The organism is Anoxybacillus sp. CHMUD (assembly GCF_013096965.1).
Lineage (GTDB): Bacteria > Bacillota > Bacilli > Bacillales > Anoxybacillaceae > Anoxybacillus > Anoxybacillus kestanbolensis_A.
This window is the reverse complement of sequence record NZ_SDLG01000004.1, coordinates 106,365-132,630: the sequence shown is the minus strand read 5'-3', so window position 1 is coordinate 132,630 and position 26,266 is coordinate 106,365. Positions and strand designations below refer to the sequence as shown.

Here is a 26,266-nt window from a genome sequence, read left to right as displayed (position 1 = left end):
AATGTTCTTAATTTTCTTTCTTTTTGAAGAAGGGGGCTAGAAAATGAAAGCGATTACGGATGGGGATATTTTATGGACGCCAACGAAAGAACAAATCGAACAATCAAGCGTGAAAAAGTATGTGAATTGGCTAGAAGCAAAAAAAGGGCTTACGTTTGATTCGCATGCGGCGTTATGGAAATGGTCGGTCGAGAATCTTGAGCAATTTTGGGAAACGGTGTGGGAATATTGCAGCGTTCAGTCGTCTGCACCGTATACCAGTGTGTTAGAAGAACGAAAAATGCCACGGGCAAACTGGTTTCCAGGGGCACGGCTAAACTATGTGGAACATATTTTTCGCAACATGCAGGAGAAGCCAGCGCTTTTGTTCCGTTCCGAACACGTTTCGGTGCGTGAAGTGACGTGGAAAGAGTTAAAACAACAAACGGCAGCCGTCGCTTCGGCGCTGAAAAAACTGGGGGTCAAGCAAGGAGATCGCGTCGTTGCTTATATGCCAAACATTCCGGAAACCGTCGTTGCGTTTTTGGCGTGCGCGAGCATTGGCGCGATCTGGTCTAGTTGTTCTCCCGATTTTGGCGCCAACAGCGTCATCGACCGCTTCCAACAAATTGAGCCGACGGTGTTGTTTGCGGTAGATGGTTGTCAATATAACGGGAAAACGTTTGATAAAGTACCAGTTGTGAAAGAACTGCAAGAAAAACTTCCGTCGCTAAAAAAGACGATTGTCGTTCCGTATTTACGTGACGATGTACGCGCATGGGACGATTCCGTTTTATTATGGACGGATCTCGTGAAAGAACGAAGTGAACTTTATTATGAACAAGTTCCGTTCGATCATCCGTTATGGATTTTATATTCTTCTGGAACGACCGGATTGCCAAAGCCAATTGTACAAGGGCATGGGGGCATTTTATTAGAGCATTTAAAAATTTTATCGATTGAATGCAATATTGCGCGTGATAGCACATTTTTCTGGTTTACGACGACGGGTTGGATGATGTGGAACTTTTTAATTGGTGGGCTGTTAGTTGGGGCAACAGTTGTGTTATATGACGGAAGCCCAACGTTTCCAGATGCGAACGTCTTATGGGAGCTTGCCGAAAAAGCAAAAATTACGCATTTTGGCACAAGCGCAGCGTTTATTAACGTTTGTATGAAACAAGGCATTCGTCCGAAAGACACTTACGATTTTTCACACTTGCAAGCGGTTCTCTCGACAGGATCCCCACTGACGACCGAAGGGTTTCTTTGGGTGTATGAACATGTGAAAGACGTTTGGCTCGTCTCATGCAGTGGCGGAACGGATGTATGCACCGCGTTTGTCGGCGGGTCGCCCATTTTGCCGGTTCGTGCAGGCATGCTGCAATGCCGTTCGCTCGGGGCAAACGTACAGGCATTTGATGAACATGGACATTCGCTGATCAATGAAGTCGGGGAATTAGTCATCACGGAACCGATGCCGTCGATGCCACTCTTTTTCTGGAACGATGAAAACGACCGTCGCTACCTCGAAAGCTATTTTGATACGTATCCAGGCGTGTGGAAACATGGGGATTGGATTAAAATTGATGCTGAAGGAAGCTGCGTCATTTACGGTCGTTCGGATTCGACGATTAACCGCGCGGGCGTGCGCATGGGCACGAGCGAAATTTATCGGGCGGTGGAAACAGTCGATGGCATTCTCGACAGTTTAGTTATTGACTTAGAAGTGATGGGAAGAAAATCGTTTATGCCGCTGTTTGTCGTTCTTCAGCCAGGGGTAGAGCTAGATGACGTATTAAAACAACGAGTGAAAGATGCCATTAAAGCGCACGTATCGCCACGCTTTATTCCGGATGCGATTTACCAAGTCGACCAAATCCCAAAAACGTTAAACGGAAAGAAAATGGAAATCCCGATTCGTAAACTTTTATTAGGCTTCCCGCTCGAAAAAGCGGTAAACGTTGGCTCGATGGCGAACCCTGAATCGCTTTCCTTCTTTATTGAGCTGGCGAAACAATGGGAGCATTCGAATGTATAAGCAAGGCTGTTGCCGTTTGGTAACAGCCTTAGTGGTGTGCGCTGCTTTTCTTATTGACTTTTACGTAAACGTAAACTAAAATAAAATTCAGAAAATTAAAAATAAAGGTGGAAGCAATGAATTACTATACAATCTCCCAACTGGCCGAGCAGTTTGATATTAGCACGCGAACGATTCGCTATTATGAGGAACGCGGGCTCATTTCACCCATTCGCACCGAGTCAGGCCAGCGGCTGTATACGAAAAAAGATCGAGCGGTGTTAAAACTCATTTTGCGCGGGAAACGATTCGGTTTTTCGTTAGAAGAAATTCACGAAATGATTAGCTTGTTTGACAACGATCGCACTGGCCGAAAACAACTGGAAAAAACAATCGCATACGGCGAACAAAAATTAAAGGAGGTGACGGAGCGGATTGAGGATTTAATGCAGTTAAAACAAGAGATGGAGTCGATTTTAGCAGATTTTCGCGAACGATTACAAAAGTTGGAGGGGATCGAATGAACATTTCCGAGTTGTTAGCGCGCAATGCGCGAAAGTTTCCGAACAAAATAGCACTCATTGATGGCGACGTGTCGCTTTCTTATCGAGAAGTAGATGATACGGTCAATCGGCTCGCTTCTTCGCTTGCTTCGCTCGGCATCAAACGAGGCGATAAAGTCGTGTTGTATATGCCAAATGTGAAAGAATTTGTATATGCGTATTTTGCCGTCTTGCGTCTTGGTGCCATCATCGTACCAATTAACGCGCGGCTAACTGCCCAAGAAGTGCAATACATTATTGACCATAGCGAAGCAAAAGCGGTCATCGCACATGATTGGATTTATCAAGAACTTGCCTCGCTTGTTCATAAGGTTGACGTCATTTGGGTGAAAACAGGGGAAGCAATAGAAGGTTGGCGTTCGTTATCGCAGCTCATTGCTAGCGGCGATTCTTCCCCAATTGTTTGTCCGCTGAGCGAAGAGGACGAAACGACGATTTTATACACATCTGGAACGACTGGTAAACCAAAAGGAGTATTGTTTACAGCGCGCAATATTTTCGCTGTCGCAACGATGATGGCGCTAGAGACGAAAATGGATAAACATAGCCGCCTGTTGCATATGATGCCGCTTAGCCATTCCGCACCGCTTCATTTATTTTTTGTCGGCGGGATGTACGTCGGGGCCACCCATGTGTTATCACCAACGTTTTCCCCAGAAGCATTGTTAGAACTTGTCACAAAACATCAAATTACCCACTTTTTCGGAGCACCAGTCGCCTATTTACTCACGGCAAAACACCCACGCCTTCACGAATACGATTTATCGTCTGTCCAATATTGGACGTATGGGGGAGCACCGTTATTGGCAAATGAAGTGCAATTTGTCGCCAAACAGTTTCGCACGAATCGGCTCATGTGTTTGTACGGACTAACGGAAGCTGGACCAAACGGAACGTATTTATCACCGGAAGAACATGCGACAAAGGCAGGGAGCGTTGGCAAAGATGCCGCCCTTCATTGCGAAGTAAAAATCGTCGATGAACGCGGCAATGACGTTCCACCAGGTGAAATTGGTGAAATCATCTTAGCTGGTGAAGGCACAATGAAAGGTTATTACAAAGACGAGAAAAAAACAGCGGAAACGGTGAAAAACGGTTGGCTATATACAGGTGATTTAGCGCGCCGTGATGAAGATGGCTACATTTGGATTGTCGATCGAAAAAAAGATATGATCATCTCTGGGGGAGTGAACGTTTACCCGAAAGAAGTGGAAGACGCGCTAAAGTTGCACCCAGCGATTGTTGATGTGGCGGTTGTTGGCGTGCCGCATCCAGAATGGGGAGAAACGGTGAAAGCGTTTGTTGTCACAAAAGAACCGATCGAGCAGCTTGCGGAAGAATGTAAACGTTTTCTTTCGGATAAACTTGCAGACTATAAAATTCCAAAGCTATATGAAGCCATTCCTGAACTACCGCGCAACGCAACAGGAAAAATATTAAAACAGGTGTTGAGGGGGATACACAATGAAACAGCTACGCGAAGTTGATCCGAACTTATTTGCCAATTTAAAAAAATATTTAGACGAAGAGTTTTATGCGTACGCCGAAGAAGAGTTAGAGAAGTTTTGGAAGCTTTGCATGACCGATATCGACCGGCGCGCGGTACATACAGACCGCGAAGGACAGCCGCGACTCCTCAAATATGACCGTTTTGGCAATGATGTTTCTGAAATATGGGTGAACGAAGGATATAAACAAACAGTGAAGGAAACGTATGAAACAGGAATTGTCGGTTATGTCCATAAACCGATTCCTGCGCTTGGTCGTGTTGGCAATTACGTCTATTCGTACGCGCAAGGATATTTGTTATCACAAGTCGAGCCAGGGTTTTATTGCCCGGTGACGCTCACGATGGCAACGGCGTACGTATTAGAGCATTTTGCTGACGAAAAAATTAAAGCGAAATATTTGCCGCACGTCATTTCGACGGGCGAAGTCGAGCTGTATGAAGGCGCGACGTTTTTAACCGAGCGGCAAGGCGGTTCGGACGTCGGTGCCAATGAAGTGCGCGCTGTTTTATGCGGGGATCATTATGAAATTTACGGAGAAAAATATTTTGCGAGCAACGCTGGCATGTGCGGAGTTGCTTTAGTGCTTGCGCGCATCGACGGAAGCGAGGCGGGGACGAAAGGGCTTAGTTTATTTTTAGTGCCGTGGCGCAATGAGGACGGGGCATTAAACGGCATTCACATTCGGCGTTTAAAAGATAAACTTGGTGTTCGCGCTGTGCCGTCAGCGGAAGTCGTATTTGAAGGGGCAAAAGCTTATTTAATTGGCGATGCGAAAAAAGGGTTTTACTATATGATGGAAGCGCTCAATTTATCGCGCGTCTGCAACGCCGTCGCTTCGATTGGCATTATGAAACGGGCGCTAGAAGAGGCAAAGCAATACGCAGTCAATCGTCAAGCGTTTGGACATACACTTACATCATATCCGATGGTGAAAGAAACGTTAGCCAACTTAACGGCGCGTCAAGAAGTGCAAACGAGCGCTTGTTTTGAGCTCATTTCCTTTTTTGACCGTGTGATGCGCACGCCGGACCAAGCGTCTGAGCAAGAAAAAGCGTGGAATCGCTTATTAATTGCGCTTTTAAAAATGCGAACAGCCGAAGAAGCGATTGCATTTGCCCATGAAGCGATTGAAATGCATGGCGGCAACGGCTACATCGAAGATTTCGTCACCCCGCGCTTGCTTCGCGATGCCCAAGTATTGACCGTATGGGAAGGAACAGCAAACATTTTAGGACTTGAGGTGTTGCGCCTCATCCGTAAATATCGCGTCCATGAAACGTTTATTCAAACAATAAACGAACAACTAGCTGCACTTCCTGTGGGAATACGCGCATTTGCTAAACCGGTCGAAAGCGGGTTGCATGAACTCATACAGTCTCTAAAACAACTTCACGGACAGCCAGAAGACGTGCAAACGTATCACGCCAAAAAAATCGCCAATCGCCTTTGCGACTTGTATTTGAGCGTCATAGCGTTAAAAGAAGCGGAAGAAAACGAACGAAAACAAATTATCGCCCGCCTTTTCTTACAGCATATTTGGGGATGCGATTTATTCGATGCCGAGATGTTATCGGTTCGTCATTTTGATTTAGTGATGAATGAAACGAAAGAGGTAGAAGTATAAGAAGGCAAGGGACCAAGTCGGTTCCTTGCCTTATAGTAAAACAAACACCGCCAAAAAATGAGCCACAGACCCGCCTAATACAAACAAGTGCCAGACGGCATGATGAAATTTAAAGCCGCGCCATACGTAAAAAACAGCGCCGACTGTGTACAAAATTCCGCCGATGACTAAATATAACACACCGTTTGGCGAAAGGCTGGAAACGAGCGGTTTCCATGCAAATACAATCAACCAGCCCATGATGATATATATAATCGTCGATGTATATAAAAACCGATCGACGAAAAAGCATTTAAATACGGTACCGAAGAGTGCAAGCCCCCAGACGATGCCAAACAATGTCCAACCGATCGCTCCTCTCACCGCTAAAAACAGAAACGGCGTATACGTGCCTGCAATAAAAAAGTAAATCGCCGAATGGTCGAAAATTTCAAACAATCGCTTCCAGCGCCCTTCCGGCAACGCGTGCACAATCGTTGATGACAAATACAAAATAAGCATCGTGCTTCCAAACAACGTAAAACTAACAACGTGCCATGCATTTCCGTACATCGCAGCCATGACCGTCAAAATAACGAGCGCCGCGATACTAAACACCGCACCGATGCCATGAGTAATCGCATGCACGATTTCTTCTTCTTTCGTAAACGTATGGGTAAAAGCCAATAGTCTCATTCCTTTCATTGAAAGACATTTTGTTTATTGTACCACATCGATATACATTTTTGTGCATTGTTGTTTTCGTTCGCGACATAATGGAAAAAAGAGAGGTGAGGACGATGCAAATACAGGTAGAAAGGCAACGAAAGACAAAAAAATGGCTTGTACCATCGTTTATTGGTGTGTTGTTACTTGCGGCGATTGCGTGTGTCGCCATTTCCATTTACGTCGGTTGGAATTTGACACATAAAGAGCGAAAAGCAGTCGTCGAAACGCCGAAGGCTTATGAAATGGCTTATCAAGATGTGACATTTACAAGTAAAGACGGCGGACTAAAGCTGAAAGGGTGGGTGATTGAGCCAATGAAACAAGCGAAAATGACCGTTATTTTTTCGCATGGATATGGCGGCAATCGCTACGAACCAAACGTCCCGTTTTTGCCAATTGCTAAAGCACTAACAGACGAAGGATATCGCGTCATTATGTTTGATTTTCGCGCAAGCGGCGAATCGGAAGGAGACATGACAACGATTGGCGCAAAAGAAAAACATGATTTGCTTGGTGTCATTGATTATGCAAAACAACATTATGTCGAACCGATTGTTCTGTATGGAGTATCGATGGGAGCAGCAACGTCGATTTTAGCAGCAGGAATGGATAAAGAGGTAAAAGCGGTTATTGCCGACAGCCCGTTTAGCGATTTAGAAGGATATTTGCGCACATATATGCCTGTATGGACGCATTTACCGAACGTTCCGTTTACGTATTTAATCATTACCCTTATTCCGATGATTACTGATTTAGATCCAGCCGAGTCGGTGCCGATCAAAGCGGTTGATGCAATTGCTCCACGGCCGATTTTATTTATTCATAGCAAAGCCGATCCATCTATTCCATATGAAGAAAGTGTGGTGATGTACAACAAACATCCAGAAGCGTTTGAACTTTGGCTCACGGACAAAGCCAAACATGTGAAAAGTTTTGCGATGTATGAAGAGGAATATATTAAGCATATGTTAGCATTTCTAGAAAAAGTGCAAAAATAAAAGACAAACCGTCGTTCCAAGAGAGGAGCGACGGCTTTGCTTTTAGTTTGCTTTTTTGAGCATGTGCAACTCTTCCTCTGCGCGTGCAATACGGCCGAGCTGATAGTCAAGTCGTTCGTGGATATAGGCAATGTCCTGCTTTGTAGCCATTTCCTCACGAATGTGGGCAATTTCATGACGCATAGCATCTTGAAGGCTACGTTGTTCTAATTGATTGTCTCGAATAGCCTTGATCATTGCTGTATTTTCTTTCATTTGCTCTTTTAACCAATGAATATCTTCTTCCTGCTTATGCACTTTTGTTTTTAATTCGTGCATTTCTTGCTTCATTGTTTGCATTTCTTGCTTCATTGTTTGCATTTCTTGCTTCATTGTTTGCATTTCTTGCTTCATTGTTTGCATCTCTTGCTTCATTGTTTGTATTTCTTGCTTCATCCATTGCATGTCTTCGGATAAGTTTTGGACGAGGTTAACGAGCTGGAGGAGAAGTTGTTCTTGCACGCCTGATTCACCTACCTTTCATCCTAAAGGTATACGGCATTTCTAGTGGGAAATATGAAGAGGAGTTTGATGAAATGCCTTCGCCGTCATCTTATCATAATTTGTCGAAATGGACAAACTATTTTTATATATATGTTTGAATCGCTTATTTTGTCGTACGTGTAGCATACATTCGTTCTTTCGCCACTTGTAATAACTGTTGTAATTGTTCCCCTTCGATTGGATATGTCGCATAGCCGACGAGAAAAGATATCGGGCTATTTTGTTTAATTCTCTCAATCAGTGTCGAAGGTTTTGCGTTATTTTCGACAGCGATAATTAAATACTGGTCATTTGACCATTTGGCTACGATATCACTTTTTCGCGTTGTCTCGACTAACAGCTGTTCGAAGGCAGTTTGTTGTTGGGGATGACTGTCTTTTTTCGTTTGGAGCAAATAGATTGTTAAACGACTATCTGGGTCGCGATCAACGAGCGCTGCGATTTTTTCGAATGTACTCGCAGCAAAGTCTTTGCTTTTTAGCTGATATATTAGATCTTTTACACAAGCTTTTCGATCATATCGATTACCAAAATAAATGCCGATAATCGTCTGAAACACGTAAAAACCAATGACAACATATAATTCTGTTCCATGGAGTTGTGTTAAATCAATTGTACCGTTCATAGCCATTATTTCTGGTAACAATACAAGTTGGCTAACAAATAAGCCGATTGTTTTTCCGATATGTTGTTTAAGCATATACGTCACCCCTCTTCATACTATGAATCAAACGCGCCATTGGGATGGACAAATAAAAGTGAAATAAAAAAAGGGCGAGATGACTGCCCTTTTGCGTTAAAAAATGAAATGTGCAATAAAAACGATAATTGGTAACGTAATAAATGTGCGAAGAAGGAAAATGACAACGAGATCCTTAAACGTAATTGGTAGTTTTGACGCAAGTAGCAATCCGCCTACTTCGGACATGTAAATCAATTGTGTTACAGAAACACAAGCGATAACAAAGCGAGTAAATTCACTTTCAATGCCGCTACCGATAATGGCAGGTAAAAACATGTCCGCAAAGCCGACAACCATCGTTTGTGCAGCGGCTGACGCTTCTGGCACTTGTAGGAGCGTCAAGATCGGTACAAACGGTTTACCGAGCCATTCAAATACCGGTGTTGTTTCGGCGATAATTAATGCGACCGTTCCAATGGCCATAACGACAGGTAATACGCCTAACCACATATCGATCACGGTTTGTACACCGTTTTTCAATAATTTCCCCATGTCGCTATTGCGCTGTGCCACTTCTGTTGCCTGTTTTAATCCCCATTGAAAAGGAGTATAGCCAGCTGGTACTGTTTCATCAACGGGAGCGTGATGTTCATGATAATATGTGTCTGGCTTTTTTGATAATGGAGGGATACGCGGCATAATGATCGCGGCTACAAGACCAGCAACGACGATCGTAAGATAGTATGCGCCAAACATATGTTCAAGTTTCATATACGTGATGACAACGATGCTAAATGTAATCGATACAACGGAAAAAGTTGTTCCAATCACCGCTGCTTCTCGCTTCGTATAAAAGCCGTCTTCATATTGTTTATTTGTTAACAATACGCCGATCGTTCCGTCCCCTAACCAAGAAGCAATACAGTCAATGGACGAGCGACCAGGTAATTTAAATACCGGACGCATAATCTTTGTTAAAAGTGCGCCACATAATTCAAGTAATCCGAAATCTAATAGTAAAGGTAAAAACAAGCCTGCAAATAAAAAGACGGAAAACAAAATGGGAATGAGACTATACAACAGCAAAGCACCTGTATTTTCTGACCATACCCATTCCGGACCGATTTTCCACAACGTCATCGCTCCTAAAATTGTTCCAACGATGCGCGCAACGACGAACAAACCATTCACATCGAATAAACGCCGAAGAAATGAGCTGTTCATGATGAAAGAAGGATAAGCAATTTTTGCAACGATTGTGCCAACCGTAGCGATAAACATAAATAAAACAGAAATTGTCGGAATGACTGAAGAAAAGTTTCCTTCGACCCATTTAGCTAAAATAGCTACAGGGATCGTCATCTCACCTTTATAAGGAACAGGGATCATAAATAAAAATACCCCAACAAGCGAAGGAATAAGAAATTTCAGTATGTCAGAGAGATGATGCGATTGTGTATGTTTTTCTTTTTGTACGACATTCATTTTCTAAAACCACCTTCCATTTTATGTTTTGAAAACGGATACATAACATTACTACTATCGTAATATAAAAATGAAAATAGTCAATATAGCAAAATGATTCAGAAATATAAATGAGCGATAAGGACTGCATAAATATGAAAGTATAAAATTATACAAATACACAAATACGAATAAATAATAATTAAGTTATAGTAAAATAGGCAACATAAAGCATAATAAAACAAAGTGACGATATAATCAATCATTTTTTTGTATAAACGTTCAAATTCAAAATTTTTTGTTTTTTTCAACACATTGATGCGTGTATTTTTTCTGTTTATGCGATATGATAAGCGAAAATATGTGTGAAAGGGGTACGAGTAGTGTGGCATTATGCAAAACCAATCGTTGTTGTAAGTGAATGTCTCGGTTTTTCCCCGTGTCGTTATAACGGTGATCAACTAAACGATGAAGTCGTACATAAGCTAGCGCCGTTCGTGCAGTTTATCCCGATTTGCCCAGAAATGCGCATCGGTCTCGGTACACCGCGTGAGACGATTCGGCTGGTCAAAGAAGATGAACATGTTCGGCTTGTTCAGCCATCAACCGAAACGGACATCACCGAGCAAATGAATGAGTTTTCTGTTTCATTTTTAAAACAACTATTAGAGGTAGATGGCTTTATTTTAAAAAGTCGGTCACCTTCATGTGGGATAAAAGACGTCAAAATATACAGCAGTAAGAAAAAAGGACCTGCGCTAGGCAAGGGAACTGGTATGTTTGCAGAACATGTATTGCGAATGTTTGCACATAAAGCTGTGGAAGAAGAGGGACGATTAACGAATTTCGTTATTCGAGAGCATTTTTTGACGAAGTTATTTACACTTGCCTTATTTCGAGAGGTAAAACAGACAAATTCGCACCATCGACTTGTTGAATTTCATGCGGAGCATAAATATTTATTTATGGCTTATCATCAACAGAAATTGAAGCAATTAGGAAATATTGTTGCAAATCGTGTTCGTTTGCCGATTGAAGAAGTATTTTTGCGATATGAACAAACATTATATGAGTTGTCTGCACGACGATCCCGTCGAAATTCGAACATTAATGTTTGTCAACATATGATCGGTTATTTTAAACATGAGTTGAGTGGTGAGGAAAAACGGTATGTCCATGAGCTGTTAGAAAAATATCGGGCAGGCAAGCTGCCGCTAAGTAGTGTAACAGCCGTCATTCGTTCATGGGCCATTCGCTATCAAAACGAATATTTGTTGAAACAACGATATTTTCAACCTTATCCAGAACCGTTACTTGACGTGACGGATTCAGGAAAAGGAAGAGATTATTAAAAGAAGCGACAAAGGGTTATCCTTGTCGCTTTTTTGTAACGATATAATACACCGGAATGCCAGATATCGTCACAACAATCGATAAAAATGTATCGAGCGGTGCATGGAGTGCCGTACTTATAATAATATATGCTGTGCCAACAATAGCAACAATCGGGGTGAAAGGATAAAATGGCACTCGATATAATTGTTCGTTAGATGGTAATGATTTTCGTAATAAAAATACCGCATAAAAAGCAAAGCCGTAAAATAAAAAGACACTAAAAATAGCAATATCCGTTAAGCGATCTGCATTACCAAGTAACATCATGATAATTGCAATAGTAATTTGCATGAACGTTGCTAATACAGGTGTGCGCCACTTTGGATGGATGCGAGAAAAATAACGAGCAAGTGGAAATAGCCCATCTATTGCCATTGCCAATGGCATGCGAGGGAATGTGAGTACTTTTCCATTTAAACAACCAAAAATAGAAATTAAAATGCCAATAGCGATCAATTTTCCACCAAATGATCCGAATAAAATGGTTGCAGCTTCACTCGCTGCATTCGGACCGAGTGCAACAATGTCATCAGCGCGAAGCACGTGAAGTAATGCTACATTCACAGCTACATAGGCAAACATGACAATAAGAATACCGGTGATAATCGCTTTTGGTAACGTCTTTGCCGGATTTTTCATCTCACCAGCAACAAACCCAACGTTCATCCATCCATCGTACGCCCACAATGTTGCTAAAACTGCCGCCCCGAAGTTTATTGCTTGACTAGAGCCGCTATCCATGCCGAAAATCGGTACATTTCCTTTCACTACACCAAAGACAATAATAAGAAAAATAGGCAATAGTTTTGCTGCCGTTAACACACTTTGAACGATTCCACCAAACTGAGAACCAAGCATATTTACAACGGACAAAAACAAGACTGCCATGATCCCGATCCAAAGTTCGCTTTCTTTTGGTAGAGAAAAAATACCTGCAAACAGTGTACCAAAATACAGCCCTAGTGCACCGATGACGGCAGGCCCATAAATGATGATTTGTACCCATCCGCATAAAAAGCCCCAAAACTTCCCGTAAACTTTTTCAATATATACGTACAATCCACCTGTTTCAGGAATTTTTGAGCTCACTTCTGCAATCGTTAACCCACTAGCTAACGTAATGATTCCCCCGATAATCCAAGCGAGAAGAGCAAATGTTGAATTTCCAGTTGCTTCAATGACAACAGCGGGTTTCATAAAGATACCGGATCCTATCACAGTACCAACGACGATGGCTGTTGCTGTAATAAAGCCGATGCTTTGTTTCAATTCTGTTTTCGTCATGTTGTTCACCTCTAAAAAACAGTTGTTTTTTTGTGTCGGACAATCGATATTATAGCATGAGATGAATGAAAACTTCTTTTTTTGAAAATTAAAATATTGACAGGGAGAAAAGAAAAGAATAAGATAAAATTAAATTTGGTCTAAAGAAACTTTTTTAACCTTAATCATTATTGTTTGCTTGTTCCACATGTCACACGTTTTTTGTTCATGCATATAATGGGCGGCAAACAAATTTTTTTGGCTTTATGTTGCATTGAGGAAACTTTTATATCCTTATACAACTTTTGAAGGAGGATGCATATGAAAAAATGGTTGGTTGTATGGACCGTTTTATTATTGTTGTTCGGTTGTGAAACGAAAGCACCTAAAAAAGACGTTATTTACGTTGTCGCTACAACGGGGCAAATTGCAGATTTAGTTGAACATGTCGGGGGAGAGTATGTTCATGTGGAAGCGTTGATGGGGCCAGGGGTAGATCCGCATTTGTATAAAGCGACACAAGGTGACATTCAGAAGTTAAGTCAAGCAGACATCATCTTTTACAACGGGCTTCATTTAGAAGGAAAACTCGGAGAAATATTCACAAAAATGTCAAAAACGAAAAAAGTCGTCGCAGTAAGTGAAACGATTCCGAAAGAGAAGTTAATTGAAATAGACGGAGTATATGATCCGCACATATGGTTTGATCTTGATTTGTGGAGATATGCAACGCAAAAGGTAAGAGACGAATTAAGTGTAGTGGATCCGAAACATAAACAAATATATCAAAAACGAGCAGAAGCATATGAATCTCAACTCATGCAGTTAAAAGAGGAAGCCAAAAAAGAGATGAACGCCATTCTAAAAAAACAGCGTGTTTTAATTACAGCCCATGATGCTTTTCATTATTTCGGTCGTGCGTATGATATCGAAGTAGTTGGCCTACAAGGGTTAAGTACAGATGCAGAATACGGATTGAAAGATATTCAAGAACTTGTTGATATGATTGTTGACCGAAATATTCAAGCTGTATTTGTGGAAAGCAGTGTATCGAAAAAGGCAATTGAAGCGGTTGTTGAAGGAGCAAAACAGCGTGGCCATCACGTTTCGATTGGTGGAGAACTATTTTCAGATGCGCTCGGAAAAAAGGGGACTGAAGAAGGGACGTTCATTGGTATGTATCGTTACAATGTTAAAACGATTGCACAAGCATTGAAGGGGGAAGGACGATGAATCCGCTAGTTGTTGACCAAATGACAGTTGCGTATGATCGGCAACTTGTATTAGAAGATGTATCATTTTCTGTTCCAGAAGGAAAGTTAGTAGGGATTATCGGTCCAAACGGAGCAGGAAAATCAACATTAATGAAGGCGATGTTAAATTTTATTCCGCGTATGCACGGGAATGTTTTCGTATATGGTCAACCGTATGAGAAGCAAAGACATCTTGTCGGATACGTTCCGCAACGAAATTCTGTTGATTGGGATTTTCCAACGAATGCGCTTGATGTTGTATTAATGGGGAGATATGGTCATATCGGACTATGGAAACGACCACGAAAAGAAGACGTAGAGATTGCAATGCAATGTTTAGATAAAGTCGGCATGTTGCCTTATGCGAAACGGCAAATTAGCCAACTATCTGGTGGACAGCAGCAGCGTGTGTTTTTAGCGCGTGCACTCGCACAAGATGCTTCTATTTATCTTATGGATGAACCGTTTGTTGGAGTGGATGCCGCAACAGAAAAAGCGATCATTCAACTGTTAAATGAACTAAAAACGCGTGGAAAAACGGTATTGGTTGTCCATCATGATTTGCAAACGGTGCGAGATTATTTCGATTATGTTTTATTGTTAAATAAATGTGTCATAGCGTTTGGTGAAACAGAACGCACATTCACGTATGATCATATTCAAAACACGTATGGTGGAAAAGTGACTTTTCTCTCTACCACACATATTGTGGGGTGAACGAAATGGATGTTAATGTTCAATGGGTATTTACAAGCATGGCTTTGCTCGGATTGGCGAGTGGGATGATTGGCACGTTTGCCTTGCTGAAGAAACAAAGTTTAATAGGGGATGCAATGGCACATGCCGCGTTACCAGGCATTTGTATCGCTTTTCTCTTCTATGGACAAAAATCGCTTCTCGTTTTTTTAATTGGTGCTGCTTGTTCAGGTTATATGGCAACAGTATTTATTCAGTTTATTGTAAAACATACGCGCATTAAAGAAGATGCTGCCATTGGCATCGTATTGTCTGTATTTTTTGGTTTAGGCATTGTGCTATTAACATGGATTAATCAACATGAAGGTGGAAATCAGAGCGGGATCAATGACTTTTTGTTCGGAAAAGCAGCATCGTTAACTGGAAATGATGTGAACGTTTTAACCATAACGGCTGTACTAATGGTTATAACGATCCTCTTTTTTTTCAAAGAGTTCAAAATCATTACATTTGATCGAGCATTTGCGCAAGGAATCGGTATACCTGTGTCGTTGTTGAATGGTGTGCTTATGTTTTTAATCGTTTCGGTTGTTGTGATTGGTTTACAGGCTGTGGGCGTTGTGTTAATGTCTGCGCTACTCATTACGCCGGCGTTAGCTGCAAGATATTGGACTGAAAGACTCGGATGGATGACATTGTTAGCTGGCGTATTTGGTGCTTTATCTGGAGTTGCTGGAGCATATGTGAGTTTGATTGCTTATGTGCCTACCGGTCCACTCGTTATTATTTTTGCGACGGCTCTGTTTCTTTTCTCGTTTTTATTCGCCCCGAAACGTGGTTTATGTAGCAAAATCATTCGTCGACATGTAGAAAGAAAAAAATTGCGCGTGAAACAACTAATGTATGAGCGAGGGGAGCAGTTATGAGTTATACGATTTGGATTTTGCTTACTGCAACTCTTGTCGGGATTAACTGTGGATTAGTCGGTACATTTCTTGTATTACGGAAAATGTCGATGCTTTCTGATGCGATCAGTCATAGCGTATTGCTAGGAATTGTGGGGGCGTATATGGTAAGCCATCAACTGCAAGGGGTGTCTATGCTCATCGGCGCTTTGCTTGTCGGATTGCTAACAACATTTCTCGTCCAATTGTTGCATCAAAAGGGGGTGCAAAGTGACGCAGCCATCGGGGTTGTGTTTACATGCTTGTTTGCGATCGGGGTTGCCCTCATTTCCTTATTCGCAGATCGTGTTCATTTAGATGTCGAACATGCGCTGATGGGTGAAATTGCATTTGTGCCGTGGGATGTGCTGGAAGTTGGCGGACGAAGTATTGGACCGAAAGCCGTTTGGTTGCTTGGATTTGTTTTAGCGATCAATATATTCGTTATTGTTTTTGCTTACAAAGAATTAAAAATTAGCTCATTTGATAGTGAAATGGCAATTACGCTTGGAATTCCGGTCGTGCTGATTCACTACGTATTAATGGGGATGTTGTCGTTAACGACTGTTGCCTCATTTGATAGTGTTGGTGCCATTTTAGTTGTAGCGATGCTTATTGTACCGAGTGCAACAGCTTATTTATGGACGGATCGACTTAGCACGATGCTTATATGTAGTGCTTTTATCGGTGTATTGGCATCGGTGATCGGCTACGTGGGAGCGACAGCATTCAACGTCTCTATTTCTGGAGCAATTGCTGTATCGACCGGTGTCATCTTCTTTGTTTCATTATGGATCGCTCCAAAACATGGGTTATTGCGGAAATGGCTGAAAAAATCTCCTGCCTAGGCAGGAGATTTAGTCTTTTATTGCGGAAAGAAACGAATCAATAATACTTACATCATTTGTGACTAGAAAAGCAGGAAGTAATGCAATAATGGTCACAACCGTCGCGTATGAAACGATAACATTTTTCACTATTTTCACAGTGCTCACTTCCTTTTGAATTTATTTTTTTACTTTTCTGTATTTTTGTCAATCTTTTTATTAGCGAAATTTTTGTGCGAAAATGGTATAATAACAAAATAATTGTTTGGGAGGGGGGATACGATGCGAATACGAGATTGGGATCGAAACTTACGTATTCGTTTAATTGGGGAATCACTCGTTGGAGTTACTTTTTGGATGATATTTCCTTTTATCGCTATTTATTTTTCTGGCATATTCGGTCGAGAAAAAACAGGTGTATTGCTTGTTATTTCGCAATTATTTTCGGTAATTGCTAATTTACTTGGAGGGTATTTTGCTGATCGATTTGGAAGAAAGAAGATGATGGTGCTTGCAGCGTGTGGACAAGCGCTTGCTTTTTTCTTATTTGCACTATCCAATTCTCCGTTATTCTCATCACCGTTGATGAGTTTTATTTGTTTTGCCCTCGTAGGCGTATGCGGCTCACTTTATTGGCCTGCAAGTCAGGCGATGGTTGCAGATGTTGTTTCAGAAAAAGATCAAAGTCGCGTGTTTGCTGTATTTTATACGATGAATAACATCATGGTTGTCATCGGTCCACTCCTTGGAGGAGTATTTTATCCTGAACACCAGTTTTTCTTACTTCTCATCGCAGGGACGTTTTGTGCGATCGTTGCGATTGTTCTTTTTATTTATTTAGATGAAACAGCACCGATATGGAGAAAAACAACAGGAACATGGTATATGTTTTTTATTGAGCAGTTAAACAATTATCGCCTCATCGTAAAAGATCGTACGTTTCTTTTATTTATTGTTGCTGGTATTCTTGTGGCACAAACGTTTATGCAACTCGACATTTTACTTCCTGTTTACATAAAGGAAGTCGTTTCAAAACAAACGTTATTTTCTGTCGGACATTGGTCGCTTTCGTTGAGCGGGGAGAAGGCGTTTAGTGTTCTGATTGCGGAAAACGGATTGCTTGTTGCTTTATTTACGGTAGCTGTGACGAAGTGGATGGAAAACTATAAAGAAAAATGGGTGTTTGTCTTTTCTTCACTTTTTTACGGAATCGCCATTTTTCTTTTTGGTCAAACCACATCTCTATGGATGATGATCTTTTTAATTGCTTTATTTACGCTAGCAGAACTGATGACAGTCGGTTTACAACAAACGTTTGTTGCTAAATTGGCACCCGAGCATATGCGTGGACAATATTTTGCTGCAGCGAGCCTACGTTTTACGCTTGGGCGCATGATGGCTCCACTCGCTTTGACGCTTCCTTTTGCGTATCATTGGACGTTTTTTATTTTAATGTTACTTGCCGTATGTAGCGCATGGTTGTATGCTGTTATGTTTCAAATGATGGAAGGAAAGCGTGCATGATTATTCTCATTCGGCATGGAAAGCCTGTTTGTAAAATGGTACACAAGCAAGAAAAAGTAGGCATATTGGGAAGTTGTGACGTTATCGTTGACAAGGCGCACACCGTGATGTACATATATGGTGTGTAGCCCCTTCTCTTTCTCATATTTTCCCTTTTCTTCTCATACATATGATGATGTAAATATGAGAAAAGAGGGGAAATACGTGTGAATGAAAAAGGGGGATTACAAAAAGAAGCGATGACACGAAGCGAACGACGAAAACGAAAACAACGATTTGTTTTTGTATGTTTATTATTCGTTGTAAGCGCGTGTGTCGTCGGTGCATGGGGAGTGGCGAAACAAGAGACGAGTGAACAGAAAGTAATTGAGCAATTCATCACCGCGTTACGTCAAGAAGATATGAATACGTTGAAACAGTTCATTGATGCTCCATTAGAAGAAAAGGCGTCACTTTTACCACTTTTTGCGTATTTACGTAAACATCCAGAGGGTTATGACCAAATAAGGAAAGAGTTAGCGCAACAAAAAGATGATCGAGTTTACATAAAAGGATTAACGTCAACTCCGCCGATTTTTTTAATGAAATTGTCGCAAGGAACGTACAAATTTGAACCGACGCTGTATCATGTATATGTGCAAACGAACGAGCAAGGGGCTCGTATTTTGATTAACGACACATACGTCGGTGAAACGAATGCATCGTTAGTGAAAGTAGGAGAGTATGTTCCAGGCCTATATGAAGTGAAAATGGTGACAGATGAACGAGAACAAACGAAGCAAATATCGCTCTTTGGAGGAGAGCGGATTCGTATCGTTCGTTTCGATTCGAACTAAAAGATGCAACGACATGTTGCGTCTTTTTTTGTCAAAGTCGAAACATATCTTCTCGTTCGTACGTAATATAGTCATCATTTTCATTTCATAAAAAATCATAGTAAAATAAAGGAACATAGACGATTGGAGGCTTTCGACTGTTCATGATAAATGTATAAATATTTATAAAAATTTTATAAAAATCTGATGATCATTTTATGTGAAAAAAGTCAAAAAGGGGCTGGGAGAAGATGATTCGCACGTACAAAGTCATGCTTCTGCCCAACAATAAGCAAAAGACGAGGACTGTTGCGGAAGTACGAAAAGAATAAAGTTGAAACAGAGGGAGGTGAATACCGTTACAGAAAAACGGAAAACATCAAGAAACTTGACTTCGGAGCGCCAAAGAAACGAGAGTAGCGTTTCGCGAAATCGGGCGTGATGAACAAGGAAGGAAACATAGACTTTTATAAGTTTCTTATAAAGTCTTGTAAGTTTTCTGTAACGGAAAACGATGAAACGATTCATTCGAACAATATGGCGATGGTTTGTATCATGGAATATCGGTTTATTTAGTGCTCTGATCTCGCTGCTTGCATTTCGTTTGCCTTTTTTCATTTCATTTTTGATTGGTGTAAGTGTAGGAGTGATGTATTCCGTTTACATGAAGAAAAAAGAAAAGAAGGATCGATTGCATGATTTTAAAGACGAGCGATTGAAAGATGCGAAAAAAAAGGTTCGGAGAATCGGACAAAGTTTGTGGAGAATTCGTTCGGTTCCGATGTTTTCTAAACTTTCCCGTTTGTACTCCATTTGTCAAAAAATAATTGAAATTGTCGAAAAGCAACCAGATCGTCTCGCTGTCGCGCAACCGTTTTTTAACACAACATTGGACTCCATTGTTACCATTATTGATAAATATATTTATTTAACAAAACAACCCGTAAAAAGTGAGGAGATTCGACAGGCGATGAGGGAAGCAGAGGAAGCACTTGATCTGGCGCTAATGAAAGCGGAAAATGAACTGTTGGACATGCTTGAAGAAGATTTGTTTGATTTAAAGACGGAAGTAAAGCTTGTGAAACATACGATTGCATCAGACGATCCCTTTTCTTTACCAACAAAACATACAATAACAGTGACGGAGGAGAAAAAGCATGAGCAAAAACGATGAAATGCTTTGGACAAGTTCGATCGATTCGTTGCTTGCCAATCCATTTGGCGAAGTGACAGAAGCAAGCGTCAATCCATCATCTCCGCGTCTCATTGATCAATTAAAAGAAGAGCATCGACAGAAAGCGTTAGCACTTGCTGAGCAAATTGATCCGCGCAATCATCAAGCTATTTTACAATATGGAGTAGCAGCGCAAGCGGAGTTGTCACGCTTTTCCCATTCGATTTTAAATCATGTGCAAAAGAAAGATGTTGGACCTGTTGGGGAAGTCATTCATGAGCTTATGATTAAAATGAGAGAAGTTAATGTAGAAGAATTGACAATGACTAAAAAAAACTTCTTAGCTCGCATGCTTCAATCTGTTACACAGTCCGTTCAACATATTTTATCTAAATATCAAAAACTTGGTGTGGAAATTGATCGCATCGCGGATCAACTTGAGAAACATCGTCAAATGTTATTTCGTGACATTATGATGTTAGAAACATTATATGAAAAAAATAAAGAATACTTTGATGCCTTAAACATTTACATCGCTGCAGCGGAGTTGAAATTAGAGCAACTGCGAACAAAAACGATTCCAGAGCTAGAGAAAAAGGCATTACAGTCACAAAATCAAATGGATGTGCAAGAAGTCAATGATATGATTCAATTTGCTGACCGGCTTGAAAAACGGATTCATGATTTAAAATTAAGTCGACAAATTACAATTCAAACGGCACCGCAAATTCGGCTCATTCAACATGTCAATCAAACGTTAGTTGAACGTATTCAATCGTCCATTTTAACAGCCATTCCACTCTGGAAAAATCAACTTGTTATCGCACTAACGCTCCTCCACCAAAAGAAAGCAGTAGAAGCACAAAAAGCGGTAACAAAAACGACGAACGAATTGTTGTTACGCAACTCAGAAATGTTAAAAATTAATACGATTGAAGCAGCAAAAGAAAATGAAGAAGGGCTTGTTAGCATCGATACGTTAAAAAAGACGCAAGAAAATTTATTAGAAACACTTGAAGAAACATTGAAAATTCAACAAGAAGGGCGCATGAAGCGTCAGCAAGTGGAACGAGAGCTTGTTGAAATGGAAGAACAATTAAAACAGAGGTTGCTTACACTAAAAAGGGCTGAATAAAATCAGCTCTTTTTTTATTGATTTTATATACCTGTTAGGGTATGATGTGAAAGGGAGGTAAGACAACATGACTTATATAGTAATCGGTGTGCTCGTGCTATATGCTTTATATTATCGCTATGTACCTGTTCGTGGTGTCAAAGAGTTGACGTCTTTATCATCATATGAACATGTGACGTTGCTTGATGTACGTGACTACAATGAGGCAGACGAAATGAATGGGGCCCTCCGCATTCCGGTTGCGTACTTAAAACGTTATTATCAAACCATTCCGAATCGTCAAGTGATTGTCATTGCAAAAAGCAATCTAGAGAAAAATGTCGCGATCCGTTTACTTAGACGTTATCATTTCTCAGTAGAAGGATATTATATAAAAGAGCAAGAGCATGTAAATGAGTTAAATATGGTAAAATGTCACTAACTGTTCAAACTTTATGAAGCAGTTGTTTGTTATAATACGGTTACACGTACTTGTATATGGAGGGGATATACAATGAGAAAAATCGTCATTGTTGGTGGTGTGGCTGGAGGTGCTTCCGCTGCGGCACGTTTGCGTCGGTTAAGCGAAAAAGATGAAATCATTATGTTTGAACGCGGTGAATATATTTCATTCGCAAACTGCGGGCTCCCTTATTACATTGGGGATATCATTCAAGAACGAAGCAAGTTGCTTGTTCAAACGGTTGATGGCATGTCAAAACGGTTTCGTATTGATGTGCGTAACTTAAGTGAAGTGACGAGTATTAATCGTGAGCGAAAAACGGTAACGGTAAAACATTTACGAACAAATGAACAATATGAACAACCGTATGATGTTCTTATTTTGTCGCCAGGGGCAAAACCAATCGTCCCACCAATTCCAGGCATAGATGAGGCAAAAGCGCTTTTCACGTTGCGCAATGTGCCAGATACGGATCGTATTCGTTCATTCGTGGATAACGAAAAGCCGAAACGAGCTGTCGTTATCGGTGGAGGCTTTATCGGGGTAGAAATGGCCGAGAACTTAACAGAACGCGGTGTGCATGTGACGCTCGTAGAAATGGCAAATCAAGTGATGGCGCCGATCGATTACGAGATGGCAGCGATTGTGCACACACATATGAAGGAACACGGCGTTGACTTAGTTTTAGAAGATGGCGTACAAGCGTTTGAAAACGAAGGACGGCGCGTTGTGTTGAAAAGTGGGCGCACGATTGAAACAGATATGATTATTTTAGCCATTGGTGTCCAGCCAGAAAACCAATTGGCGAAAGAGGCAGGATTAGAACTTGGTTTTCGTGGTGCCATTAAAGTGAATGAACATTTACAAACGTCTGATCCGAACATTTTTGCGATCGGTGATGCCATTGAAGTGAAAAGCTTCATTCAAGGATTTGAAACATTCATTCCGCTCGCATGGCCAGCGAATCGACAAGGGCGGCTTGTTGCTGATTACATTAATGGCCACGATGTGAAGTACAACGGAACACTCGGCACGTCAATCGCTAAAATTTTTCATATGACCGTAGCAGCGACAGGGTTGAACGAAAAAATATTAAAACACCATGGCATCGACTATGAAGTCGTTCATGTTCATCCAATGAGCCATGCAAGTTATTATCCAGGCGCAACACAAATGACGTTAAAATTAATTTTTGATCGTCAAGGTCGCATTTATGGAGCGCAAGCAGTCGGACAAGATGGCGTGGACAAACGTATTGACGTTATTGCCACAGCGATAAAAGGTGGATTGACAGTATATGATTTACCAGATTTAGAATTGGCCTATGCTCCACCGTTTTCATCAGCAAAAGATCCAGTCAATATGGCTGGATATGTAGCGTCAAACGTGTTAGATGGTATGGTAGAAACGGTGCAATGGCATGAAATTGATAATATTGTGGCGAACGGTGGATTGCTCATTGACGTTCGCACACCGAAAGAATTAGAAACAAGAGGAGCAATTCCAGGAAGCATCAACATTCCACTTGATGATTTGCGCGACCGCCTCCATGAATTACCGAAAGATCAAACGATTTATGTGACATGTCAAGTCGGCTTGCGCGGATATTTAGCTACTCGTATTTTAAAAGAACATGGCTTTGAAGCCAAAAATTTAGACGGTGGTTATAAATTGTACTCGAGTGTGAAGTAGGAGGAGTAGGTATGTTTGAAAACATTTTACCGACACAGGCAGATACGCTACGTCATGAAGCAAATGTCGAAGTGCTAGACGTTCGGGAAGCACACGAAGTAGCGGCAGGAAAAATTCCGGACGCACGTCATATTCCGCTCGGGCAACTATTTGCTCGTTTAAACGAACTAAATCTAAACAAAACGTATATCGTCGTTTGTCATTCTGGCGGTCGAAGTGCATTAGCGTGCGAATGGCTATCTGAACGCGGCTTCCATGTAAAAAACATGGTAGGCGGCATGATGAATTGGGAAGGAGACGTGGAATAAGACTGGTGGTATGCCAGTCTTATTTTTTATGCATTTGGCATCGTTTTATTGTACAATAAAATACATGTATTGGAAGATAGAAAGGAATGAAGGGGAATACATATGTGGAAAGATAAAAATGTCATTCTTATTTTTATTGGTGAGTTTATTGCTGGGATTGGTTTATGGCTTGGGATTATCGGAAACTTAGAATTCATGCAAAAGCATGTCCCATCTGACTTTGTAAAGTCGCTTATTTTATTTTCGGGATTGCTTGCTAGTGTGATTGTTAGTCCAATCGCGGGGAAGTGGATTGATACATATGCAAAAAAACGTATTCTTTTATACGCCGGAATCGGTCGTGTATGTAGCGTTATTTTTATGCTGTTTGCATTAAAATATGAATCTATTTTTCTCATGATATGTTTTATGATCTCCATTCAAGTCGCAGCTGCTTTCTATTTCCCGACGTTGCAAGCAATCATCCCACTTGTTGTGCGGGATGAGAAACAACTCATGACGATCAATGGGATGCATATGAATATTTCAGCGTTATCACGAATTTCTGGTACCGCCTTTGGTGGTGCTCTCCTTATGATTACAAGTTTGCAAACGTTATATATTGGCGCAATAGTCGCATACAGTTTATTATTTTTACTTACTTTTTTTATTGATATAAAAGAAGAAAAGAGAGACATAAGCAGTTATACAAAAGAAAAACAACGATTTACAGACATATTCCCGATCATTCGCGTATTGCCTGTTGTTTATACGGCTGTCGTTTTAACGATTGTACCGCAGTTATTTATTGGGGGATTCAATTTAATGGTCATCAATATTAGTGAATTACAAAATGACCCTTCGATTAAAGGGTGGTTATATACGATTGAAGGCGTTGGTTTTTTATTTGGGGCCTTCCTCATTAAATATATCGCTCGTGAACAAACATACGTAAAATGGATGTATGGATTAACATGTTTTATTGCTTTTACACAATTATCTTTATATTTCGCTCATGTCAAATGGGTTTCGCTCGTTTCATTTGGATTGTTTGGCATATGCGTCGGTTGTTTTTTTCCGATGATCGCGACGATTTTTCAAACGAGCGTTCCGAAATTGTATCACGGTCGCTTTTTTTCATTTAAAAATATGTTTGATCGCGTGACATTTCAAGTGGTCTTGTTAGCTTCTGGATTTTTGTTAGATACGATCGGACTGGAACATATGGTTGTTTTGTTTGGACTATTATCGTTTCTACTCATTATGTACACAATGTTTCGCAAAAAAGAGAGCATGTTAAAAGGCGAAGGGGTATAAAATTCCTTCGCCTTAACCAATAATAATGCGTTCTTTTGGGTAATGGTACGTTTCTTTTTGATTGTTGCCACGAATAAGAAATAAAAACGATAAAATACCAATCCGTCCGATAAACATTAATGCAGTAATCACTAGTTTTCCAAATGTGCTCAGTTCGGATGTAATGCCCATCGATAAGCCTGTTGTTCCAAAGGCGGAGCATACTTCAAAGACGATTTCGATCATTGTAAAAGACTCTGAAAAAGAAAGAAGCACAATCGCTAAAAAACAAAGAATGAAAGCTGTTCCGAACACGATAAATGATTTTAATATATCTTCATGATGAATTTCACGTTGAAACACTTTAATCGAGTTTTTCCCTTTTGCATAAAAGAATATAGTTAACACCATAATCGCAAACGTTGTCGTTCGAATTCCCCCTCCCACGCTACTTGGAGACGCTCCAATAAACATCAATGCGCTTAAAACAAGTAAGGTCGGTTCAGAAAATTCGGCGACATTCATTGTTGCCAATCCGCCATTACGGGAGGAAATCGATTGAAATAACGCATAAAAAAGCGCCTCATGCCATGTTTTATTAACAAAAAAACGATTCCACTCGATTAGTAAAATTGCCCATGTTCCAAATAAAACAAGCAGAAAAAATGTGACGGTCGTCAATTTTGTGAAAAGTGAAAAACGATATTGCTGTTTTTGACGATGAAATAAAAATTCTTTTACTTCAATGAGCACAGGAAAGCCAATCGCCCCTAGAATGAGCAAAACCATATGTATCGTTTGAACAAAATAATCATTAGCGAATGGGATAAGCGATTGTCCTGTAATGTCAAATCCAGCGTTTGTCGTTGCACTCACAGACGCAAAGAAGCCTTGAAAAAACGCTTCCTCCCATGATGGAAAATAACGAAGAAAATATATACCTAAAACGATTGCCCCAATTATTTCAATCGTAATAATGAGTGTTAAAATTTCCTTCATTAACTTCACTAATCCAGCAAACGTCGAACGATTTTGATCGGTCATAATGAGTTGGCGTTCACGAAAGCCAATTTTTTTGCCAAACATGAGCCAAATAAACGTTCCTAGCGCCATAATGCCGATGCCGCCGAATTGGAGAATAAAAGCAAGCACAAATATACCAGGTACATTAAACGTATCTGCTGTTGACACGACGGTAAGTCCTGTGACACTAATGGCGCTTACAGCGGTAAATAATGCGTCAACAAAGCTTAATTTGACGCCAGGTTGGTGAAAAAAAGGAAGCCATAGTAAAAATGTCGATATGCAAACAGCTAAAAAGTAAAACAGGACAATAAGCTGAACGGTAGATAGGCGAGACAATTTTCGAACTTTCACAGCCTTACTCCCTCACACGTTTTCATTTAAACATATTTTGATTTTGGCAAATGG

Annotated in this window: 25 protein-coding genes; 18 read left to right on the top strand and 7 right to left on the bottom strand. The window is 40.8% G+C overall.

Features of this window, described 5'->3' with window-relative positions; all coding sequences use genetic code 11:
• Nucleotides 1-43 precede the first annotated feature (43 nt).
• From ETB99_RS04385 to ETB99_RS04370, 4 genes are all read left to right on the top strand, one after another.
• The gene (locus tag ETB99_RS04385; protein ID WP_171700006.1) at nucleotides 44-2,020 is read left to right on the top strand and encodes an acetoacetate--CoA ligase; all 1,977 of its coding nucleotides are present in this window, start codon (nucleotides 44-46) and stop codon (nucleotides 2,018-2,020) included.
• 116 nt (nucleotides 2,021-2,136) lie between these two features.
• On the top strand, nucleotides 2,137-2,523 hold the full coding sequence (locus ETB99_RS04380) for a MerR family transcriptional regulator (RefSeq protein ID WP_041638323.1): 387 nt from the start codon (nucleotides 2,137-2,139) through the stop codon (nucleotides 2,521-2,523).
• Entirely contained in the window at nucleotides 2,520-4,049 is a 1,530-nt protein-coding gene (locus ETB99_RS04375; RefSeq protein WP_077428480.1) for a class I adenylate-forming enzyme family protein, read from the top strand. The genes ETB99_RS04380 and ETB99_RS04375 overlap by 4 nt, the downstream gene beginning before the upstream one ends.
• On the top strand, nucleotides 4,027-5,697 hold the full coding sequence (locus tag ETB99_RS04370; protein ID WP_077428479.1) for an acyl-CoA dehydrogenase family protein: 1,671 nt from the start codon (nucleotides 4,027-4,029) through the stop codon (nucleotides 5,695-5,697). The genes ETB99_RS04375 and ETB99_RS04370 overlap by 23 nt, the downstream gene beginning before the upstream one ends.
• 30 nt (nucleotides 5,698-5,727) lie before the next feature.
• Here ETB99_RS04370 and trhA read toward each other — a convergent pair whose 3' ends face one another.
• Entirely contained in the window at nucleotides 5,728-6,381 is a 654-nt protein-coding gene (gene trhA, locus ETB99_RS04365; RefSeq protein WP_035018625.1) for a PAQR family membrane homeostasis protein TrhA, read from the bottom strand.
• 95 nt (nucleotides 6,382-6,476) lie between these two features.
• Between trhA and ETB99_RS04360 the strand changes: the two genes are divergently transcribed.
• The gene (locus tag ETB99_RS04360) at nucleotides 6,477-7,403 is read left to right on the top strand and encodes an alpha/beta hydrolase (RefSeq protein ID WP_171700005.1); all 927 of its coding nucleotides are present in this window, start codon (nucleotides 6,477-6,479) and stop codon (nucleotides 7,401-7,403) included.
• A gap of 42 nt (nucleotides 7,404-7,445) precedes the next feature.
• On the opposite strand, the gene ETB99_RS04355 is transcribed toward ETB99_RS04360, so the two are convergent.
• From ETB99_RS04355 to ETB99_RS04345, 3 genes are all read right to left on the bottom strand, one after another.
• Nucleotides 7,446-7,904, bottom strand: a complete 459-nt coding sequence (locus tag ETB99_RS04355; RefSeq protein ID WP_129000338.1) for a hypothetical protein — start codon at nucleotides 7,902-7,904, stop codon at nucleotides 7,446-7,448.
• A 145-nt stretch (nucleotides 7,905-8,049) separates the two neighbouring features.
• Nucleotides 8,050-8,646: a nucleotidyl cyclase domain-containing protein gene (locus ETB99_RS04350; protein WP_035020991.1), complete on the bottom strand. Its 597-nt coding sequence runs from the start codon at nucleotides 8,644-8,646 to the stop codon at nucleotides 8,050-8,052.
• 96 nt (nucleotides 8,647-8,742) lie between these two features.
• Nucleotides 8,743-10,113, bottom strand: coding sequence for a YjiH family protein (locus ETB99_RS04345; protein WP_171700004.1), 1,371 nt, complete (start codon nucleotides 10,111-10,113; stop codon nucleotides 8,743-8,745).
• 362 nt (nucleotides 10,114-10,475) lie between these two features.
• Between ETB99_RS04345 and ETB99_RS04340 the strand changes: the two genes are divergently transcribed.
• On the top strand, nucleotides 10,476-11,444 hold the full coding sequence (locus ETB99_RS04340; protein ID WP_171700003.1) for a DUF1722 domain-containing protein: 969 nt from the start codon (nucleotides 10,476-10,478) through the stop codon (nucleotides 11,442-11,444).
• A gap of 16 nt (nucleotides 11,445-11,460) precedes the next feature.
• On the opposite strand, the gene ETB99_RS04335 is transcribed toward ETB99_RS04340, so the two are convergent.
• The gene (locus ETB99_RS04335) at nucleotides 11,461-12,771 is read right to left on the bottom strand and encodes an APC family permease (protein WP_171700002.1); all 1,311 of its coding nucleotides are present in this window, start codon (nucleotides 12,769-12,771) and stop codon (nucleotides 11,461-11,463) included.
• 300 nt (nucleotides 12,772-13,071) lie between these two features.
• Here ETB99_RS04335 and ETB99_RS04330 point away from each other — a divergent pair, with 300 nt between their 5' ends.
• From ETB99_RS04330 to ETB99_RS04315, 4 genes are read left to right on the top strand one after another with little or no spacing between them, the layout of a single operon-like run.
• A complete protein-coding gene (locus ETB99_RS04330; protein ID WP_077428474.1) occupies nucleotides 13,072-13,983 on the top strand; it encodes a metal ABC transporter solute-binding protein, Zn/Mn family in 912 nt (303 codons plus the stop codon).
• Complete coding sequence (locus ETB99_RS04325) at nucleotides 13,980-14,720, top strand: metal ABC transporter ATP-binding protein (RefSeq protein ID WP_064221370.1); 741 nt, start codon at nucleotides 13,980-13,982, stop codon at nucleotides 14,718-14,720. Before ETB99_RS04330 ends, ETB99_RS04325 begins: the two co-directional genes overlap by 4 nt.
• Before the next feature lie 5 nt (nucleotides 14,721-14,725).
• Nucleotides 14,726-15,625: a metal ABC transporter permease gene (locus ETB99_RS04320; RefSeq protein WP_064221371.1), complete on the top strand. Its 900-nt coding sequence runs from the start codon at nucleotides 14,726-14,728 to the stop codon at nucleotides 15,623-15,625.
• Entirely contained in the window at nucleotides 15,622-16,491 is an 870-nt protein-coding gene (locus ETB99_RS04315) for a metal ABC transporter permease (RefSeq protein ID WP_077428473.1), read from the top strand. Before ETB99_RS04320 ends, ETB99_RS04315 begins: the two co-directional genes overlap by 4 nt.
• 9 nt (nucleotides 16,492-16,500) lie before the next feature.
• Here ETB99_RS04315 and ETB99_RS15170 read toward each other — a convergent pair whose 3' ends face one another.
• Nucleotides 16,501-16,629 (bottom strand): hypothetical protein, encoded by a 129-nt coding sequence (locus ETB99_RS15170; RefSeq protein ID WP_006323191.1) that lies wholly within the window; start codon nucleotides 16,627-16,629, stop codon nucleotides 16,501-16,503.
• A 123-nt stretch (nucleotides 16,630-16,752) separates the two neighbouring features.
• Here ETB99_RS15170 and ETB99_RS04310 point away from each other — a divergent pair, with 123 nt between their 5' ends.
• The 8 genes from ETB99_RS04310 to ETB99_RS04275 all read left to right on the top strand — a co-directional run bounded on the left by ETB99_RS04310 (nucleotide 16,753) and on the right by ETB99_RS04275 (nucleotide 24,856).
• Nucleotides 16,753-17,994, top strand: a complete 1,242-nt coding sequence (locus ETB99_RS04310) for an MDR family MFS transporter (RefSeq protein ID WP_077428472.1) — start codon at nucleotides 16,753-16,755, stop codon at nucleotides 17,992-17,994.
• A 206-nt stretch (nucleotides 17,995-18,200) separates the two neighbouring features.
• Nucleotides 18,201-18,830 carry a PEGA domain-containing protein gene (locus ETB99_RS04305; RefSeq protein ID WP_004890179.1) on the top strand — a complete coding sequence of 210 codons (630 nt, stop codon included), beginning with the start codon at nucleotides 18,201-18,203 and terminating at the stop codon, nucleotides 18,828-18,830.
• Between the two features lie 493 nt (nucleotides 18,831-19,323).
• Complete coding sequence (locus tag ETB99_RS04300) at nucleotides 19,324-19,983, top strand: 5-bromo-4-chloroindolyl phosphate hydrolysis family protein (RefSeq protein WP_171700001.1); 660 nt, start codon at nucleotides 19,324-19,326, stop codon at nucleotides 19,981-19,983.
• On the top strand, nucleotides 19,967-21,118 hold the full coding sequence (locus ETB99_RS04295; RefSeq protein ID WP_171700000.1) for a toxic anion resistance protein: 1,152 nt from the start codon (nucleotides 19,967-19,969) through the stop codon (nucleotides 21,116-21,118). Before ETB99_RS04300 ends, ETB99_RS04295 begins: the two co-directional genes overlap by 17 nt.
• A gap of 67 nt (nucleotides 21,119-21,185) precedes the next feature.
• Nucleotides 21,186-21,539: a rhodanese-like domain-containing protein gene (locus ETB99_RS04290; protein WP_171699999.1), complete on the top strand. Its 354-nt coding sequence runs from the start codon at nucleotides 21,186-21,188 to the stop codon at nucleotides 21,537-21,539.
• 72 nt (nucleotides 21,540-21,611) lie between these two features.
• Entirely contained in the window at nucleotides 21,612-23,252 is a 1,641-nt protein-coding gene (cdr, locus tag ETB99_RS04285) for a CoA-disulfide reductase (RefSeq protein WP_171699998.1), read from the top strand.
• Nucleotides 23,253-23,263: 11 nt separating this feature from the next.
• Nucleotides 23,264-23,560, top strand: a complete 297-nt coding sequence (locus ETB99_RS04280) for a rhodanese-like domain-containing protein (RefSeq protein ID WP_129000328.1) — start codon at nucleotides 23,264-23,266, stop codon at nucleotides 23,558-23,560.
• A gap of 102 nt (nucleotides 23,561-23,662) precedes the next feature.
• Nucleotides 23,663-24,856, top strand: a complete 1,194-nt coding sequence (locus ETB99_RS04275; RefSeq protein WP_171699997.1) for an MFS transporter — start codon at nucleotides 23,663-23,665, stop codon at nucleotides 24,854-24,856.
• A 12-nt stretch (nucleotides 24,857-24,868) separates the two neighbouring features.
• Here the strand turns inward: ETB99_RS04275 and ETB99_RS04270 are convergent, their stop codons facing one another.
• Nucleotides 24,869-26,212, bottom strand: coding sequence for a TrkH family potassium uptake protein (locus tag ETB99_RS04270; protein ID WP_171699996.1), 1,344 nt, complete (start codon nucleotides 26,210-26,212; stop codon nucleotides 24,869-24,871).
• Between the last annotated feature and the right edge of the window lie 54 nt (nucleotides 26,213-26,266).

What these genes read in the sequence shown, in the direction of transcription:
- ETB99_RS04375 (WP_077428480.1), top strand. Translation starts at nt 2,520, where the DNA reads ATGAACATTTCCGAGTTGTTAGCGCGCAATGCGCGAAAGTTTCCGAAC.
- ETB99_RS04380 (WP_041638323.1), top strand. Translation starts at nt 2,137, where the DNA reads ATGAATTACTATACAATCTCCCAACTGGCCGAGCAGTTTGATATTAGC.
- ETB99_RS04330 (WP_077428474.1), top strand. Translation starts at nt 13,072, where the DNA reads ATGAAAAAATGGTTGGTTGTATGGACCGTTTTATTATTGTTGTTCGGT.
- ETB99_RS04275 (WP_171699997.1), top strand. Translation starts at nt 23,663, where the DNA reads ATGTGGAAAGATAAAAATGTCATTCTTATTTTTATTGGTGAGTTTATT.
- ETB99_RS04345 (WP_171700004.1), bottom strand. Translation starts at nt 10,113, where the DNA reads ATGAATGTCGTACAAAAAGAAAAACATACACAATCGCATCATCTCTCT.
- cdr (WP_171699998.1), top strand. Translation starts at nt 21,612, where the DNA reads ATGAGAAAAATCGTCATTGTTGGTGGTGTGGCTGGAGGTGCTTCCGCT.
- ETB99_RS04320 (WP_064221371.1), top strand. Translation starts at nt 14,726, where the DNA reads ATGGATGTTAATGTTCAATGGGTATTTACAAGCATGGCTTTGCTCGGA.
- ETB99_RS04295 (WP_171700000.1), top strand. Translation starts at nt 19,967, where the DNA reads ATGAGCAAAAACGATGAAATGCTTTGGACAAGTTCGATCGATTCGTTG.
- trhA (WP_035018625.1), bottom strand. Translation starts at nt 6,381, where the DNA reads ATGAAAGGAATGAGACTATTGGCTTTTACCCATACGTTTACGAAAGAA.
- ETB99_RS04315 (WP_077428473.1), top strand. Translation starts at nt 15,622, where the DNA reads ATGAGTTATACGATTTGGATTTTGCTTACTGCAACTCTTGTCGGGATT.
- ETB99_RS04370 (WP_077428479.1), top strand. Translation starts at nt 4,027, where the DNA reads ATGAAACAGCTACGCGAAGTTGATCCGAACTTATTTGCCAATTTAAAA.
- ETB99_RS04290 (WP_171699999.1), top strand. Translation starts at nt 21,186, where the DNA reads ATGACTTATATAGTAATCGGTGTGCTCGTGCTATATGCTTTATATTAT.
- ETB99_RS04335 (WP_171700002.1), bottom strand. Translation starts at nt 12,771, where the DNA reads ATGACGAAAACAGAATTGAAACAAAGCATCGGCTTTATTACAGCAACA.
- ETB99_RS04280 (WP_129000328.1), top strand. Translation starts at nt 23,264, where the DNA reads ATGTTTGAAAACATTTTACCGACACAGGCAGATACGCTACGTCATGAA.
- ETB99_RS04325 (WP_064221370.1), top strand. Translation starts at nt 13,980, where the DNA reads ATGAATCCGCTAGTTGTTGACCAAATGACAGTTGCGTATGATCGGCAA.
- ETB99_RS04360 (WP_171700005.1), top strand. Translation starts at nt 6,477, where the DNA reads ATGCAAATACAGGTAGAAAGGCAACGAAAGACAAAAAAATGGCTTGTA.
- ETB99_RS04350 (WP_035020991.1), bottom strand. Translation starts at nt 8,646, where the DNA reads ATGCTTAAACAACATATCGGAAAAACAATCGGCTTATTTGTTAGCCAA.
- ETB99_RS04300 (WP_171700001.1), top strand. Translation starts at nt 19,324, where the DNA reads ATGAAACGATTCATTCGAACAATATGGCGATGGTTTGTATCATGGAAT.
- ETB99_RS04385 (WP_171700006.1), top strand. Translation starts at nt 44, where the DNA reads ATGAAAGCGATTACGGATGGGGATATTTTATGGACGCCAACGAAAGAA.
- ETB99_RS04310 (WP_077428472.1), top strand. Translation starts at nt 16,753, where the DNA reads ATGCGAATACGAGATTGGGATCGAAACTTACGTATTCGTTTAATTGGG.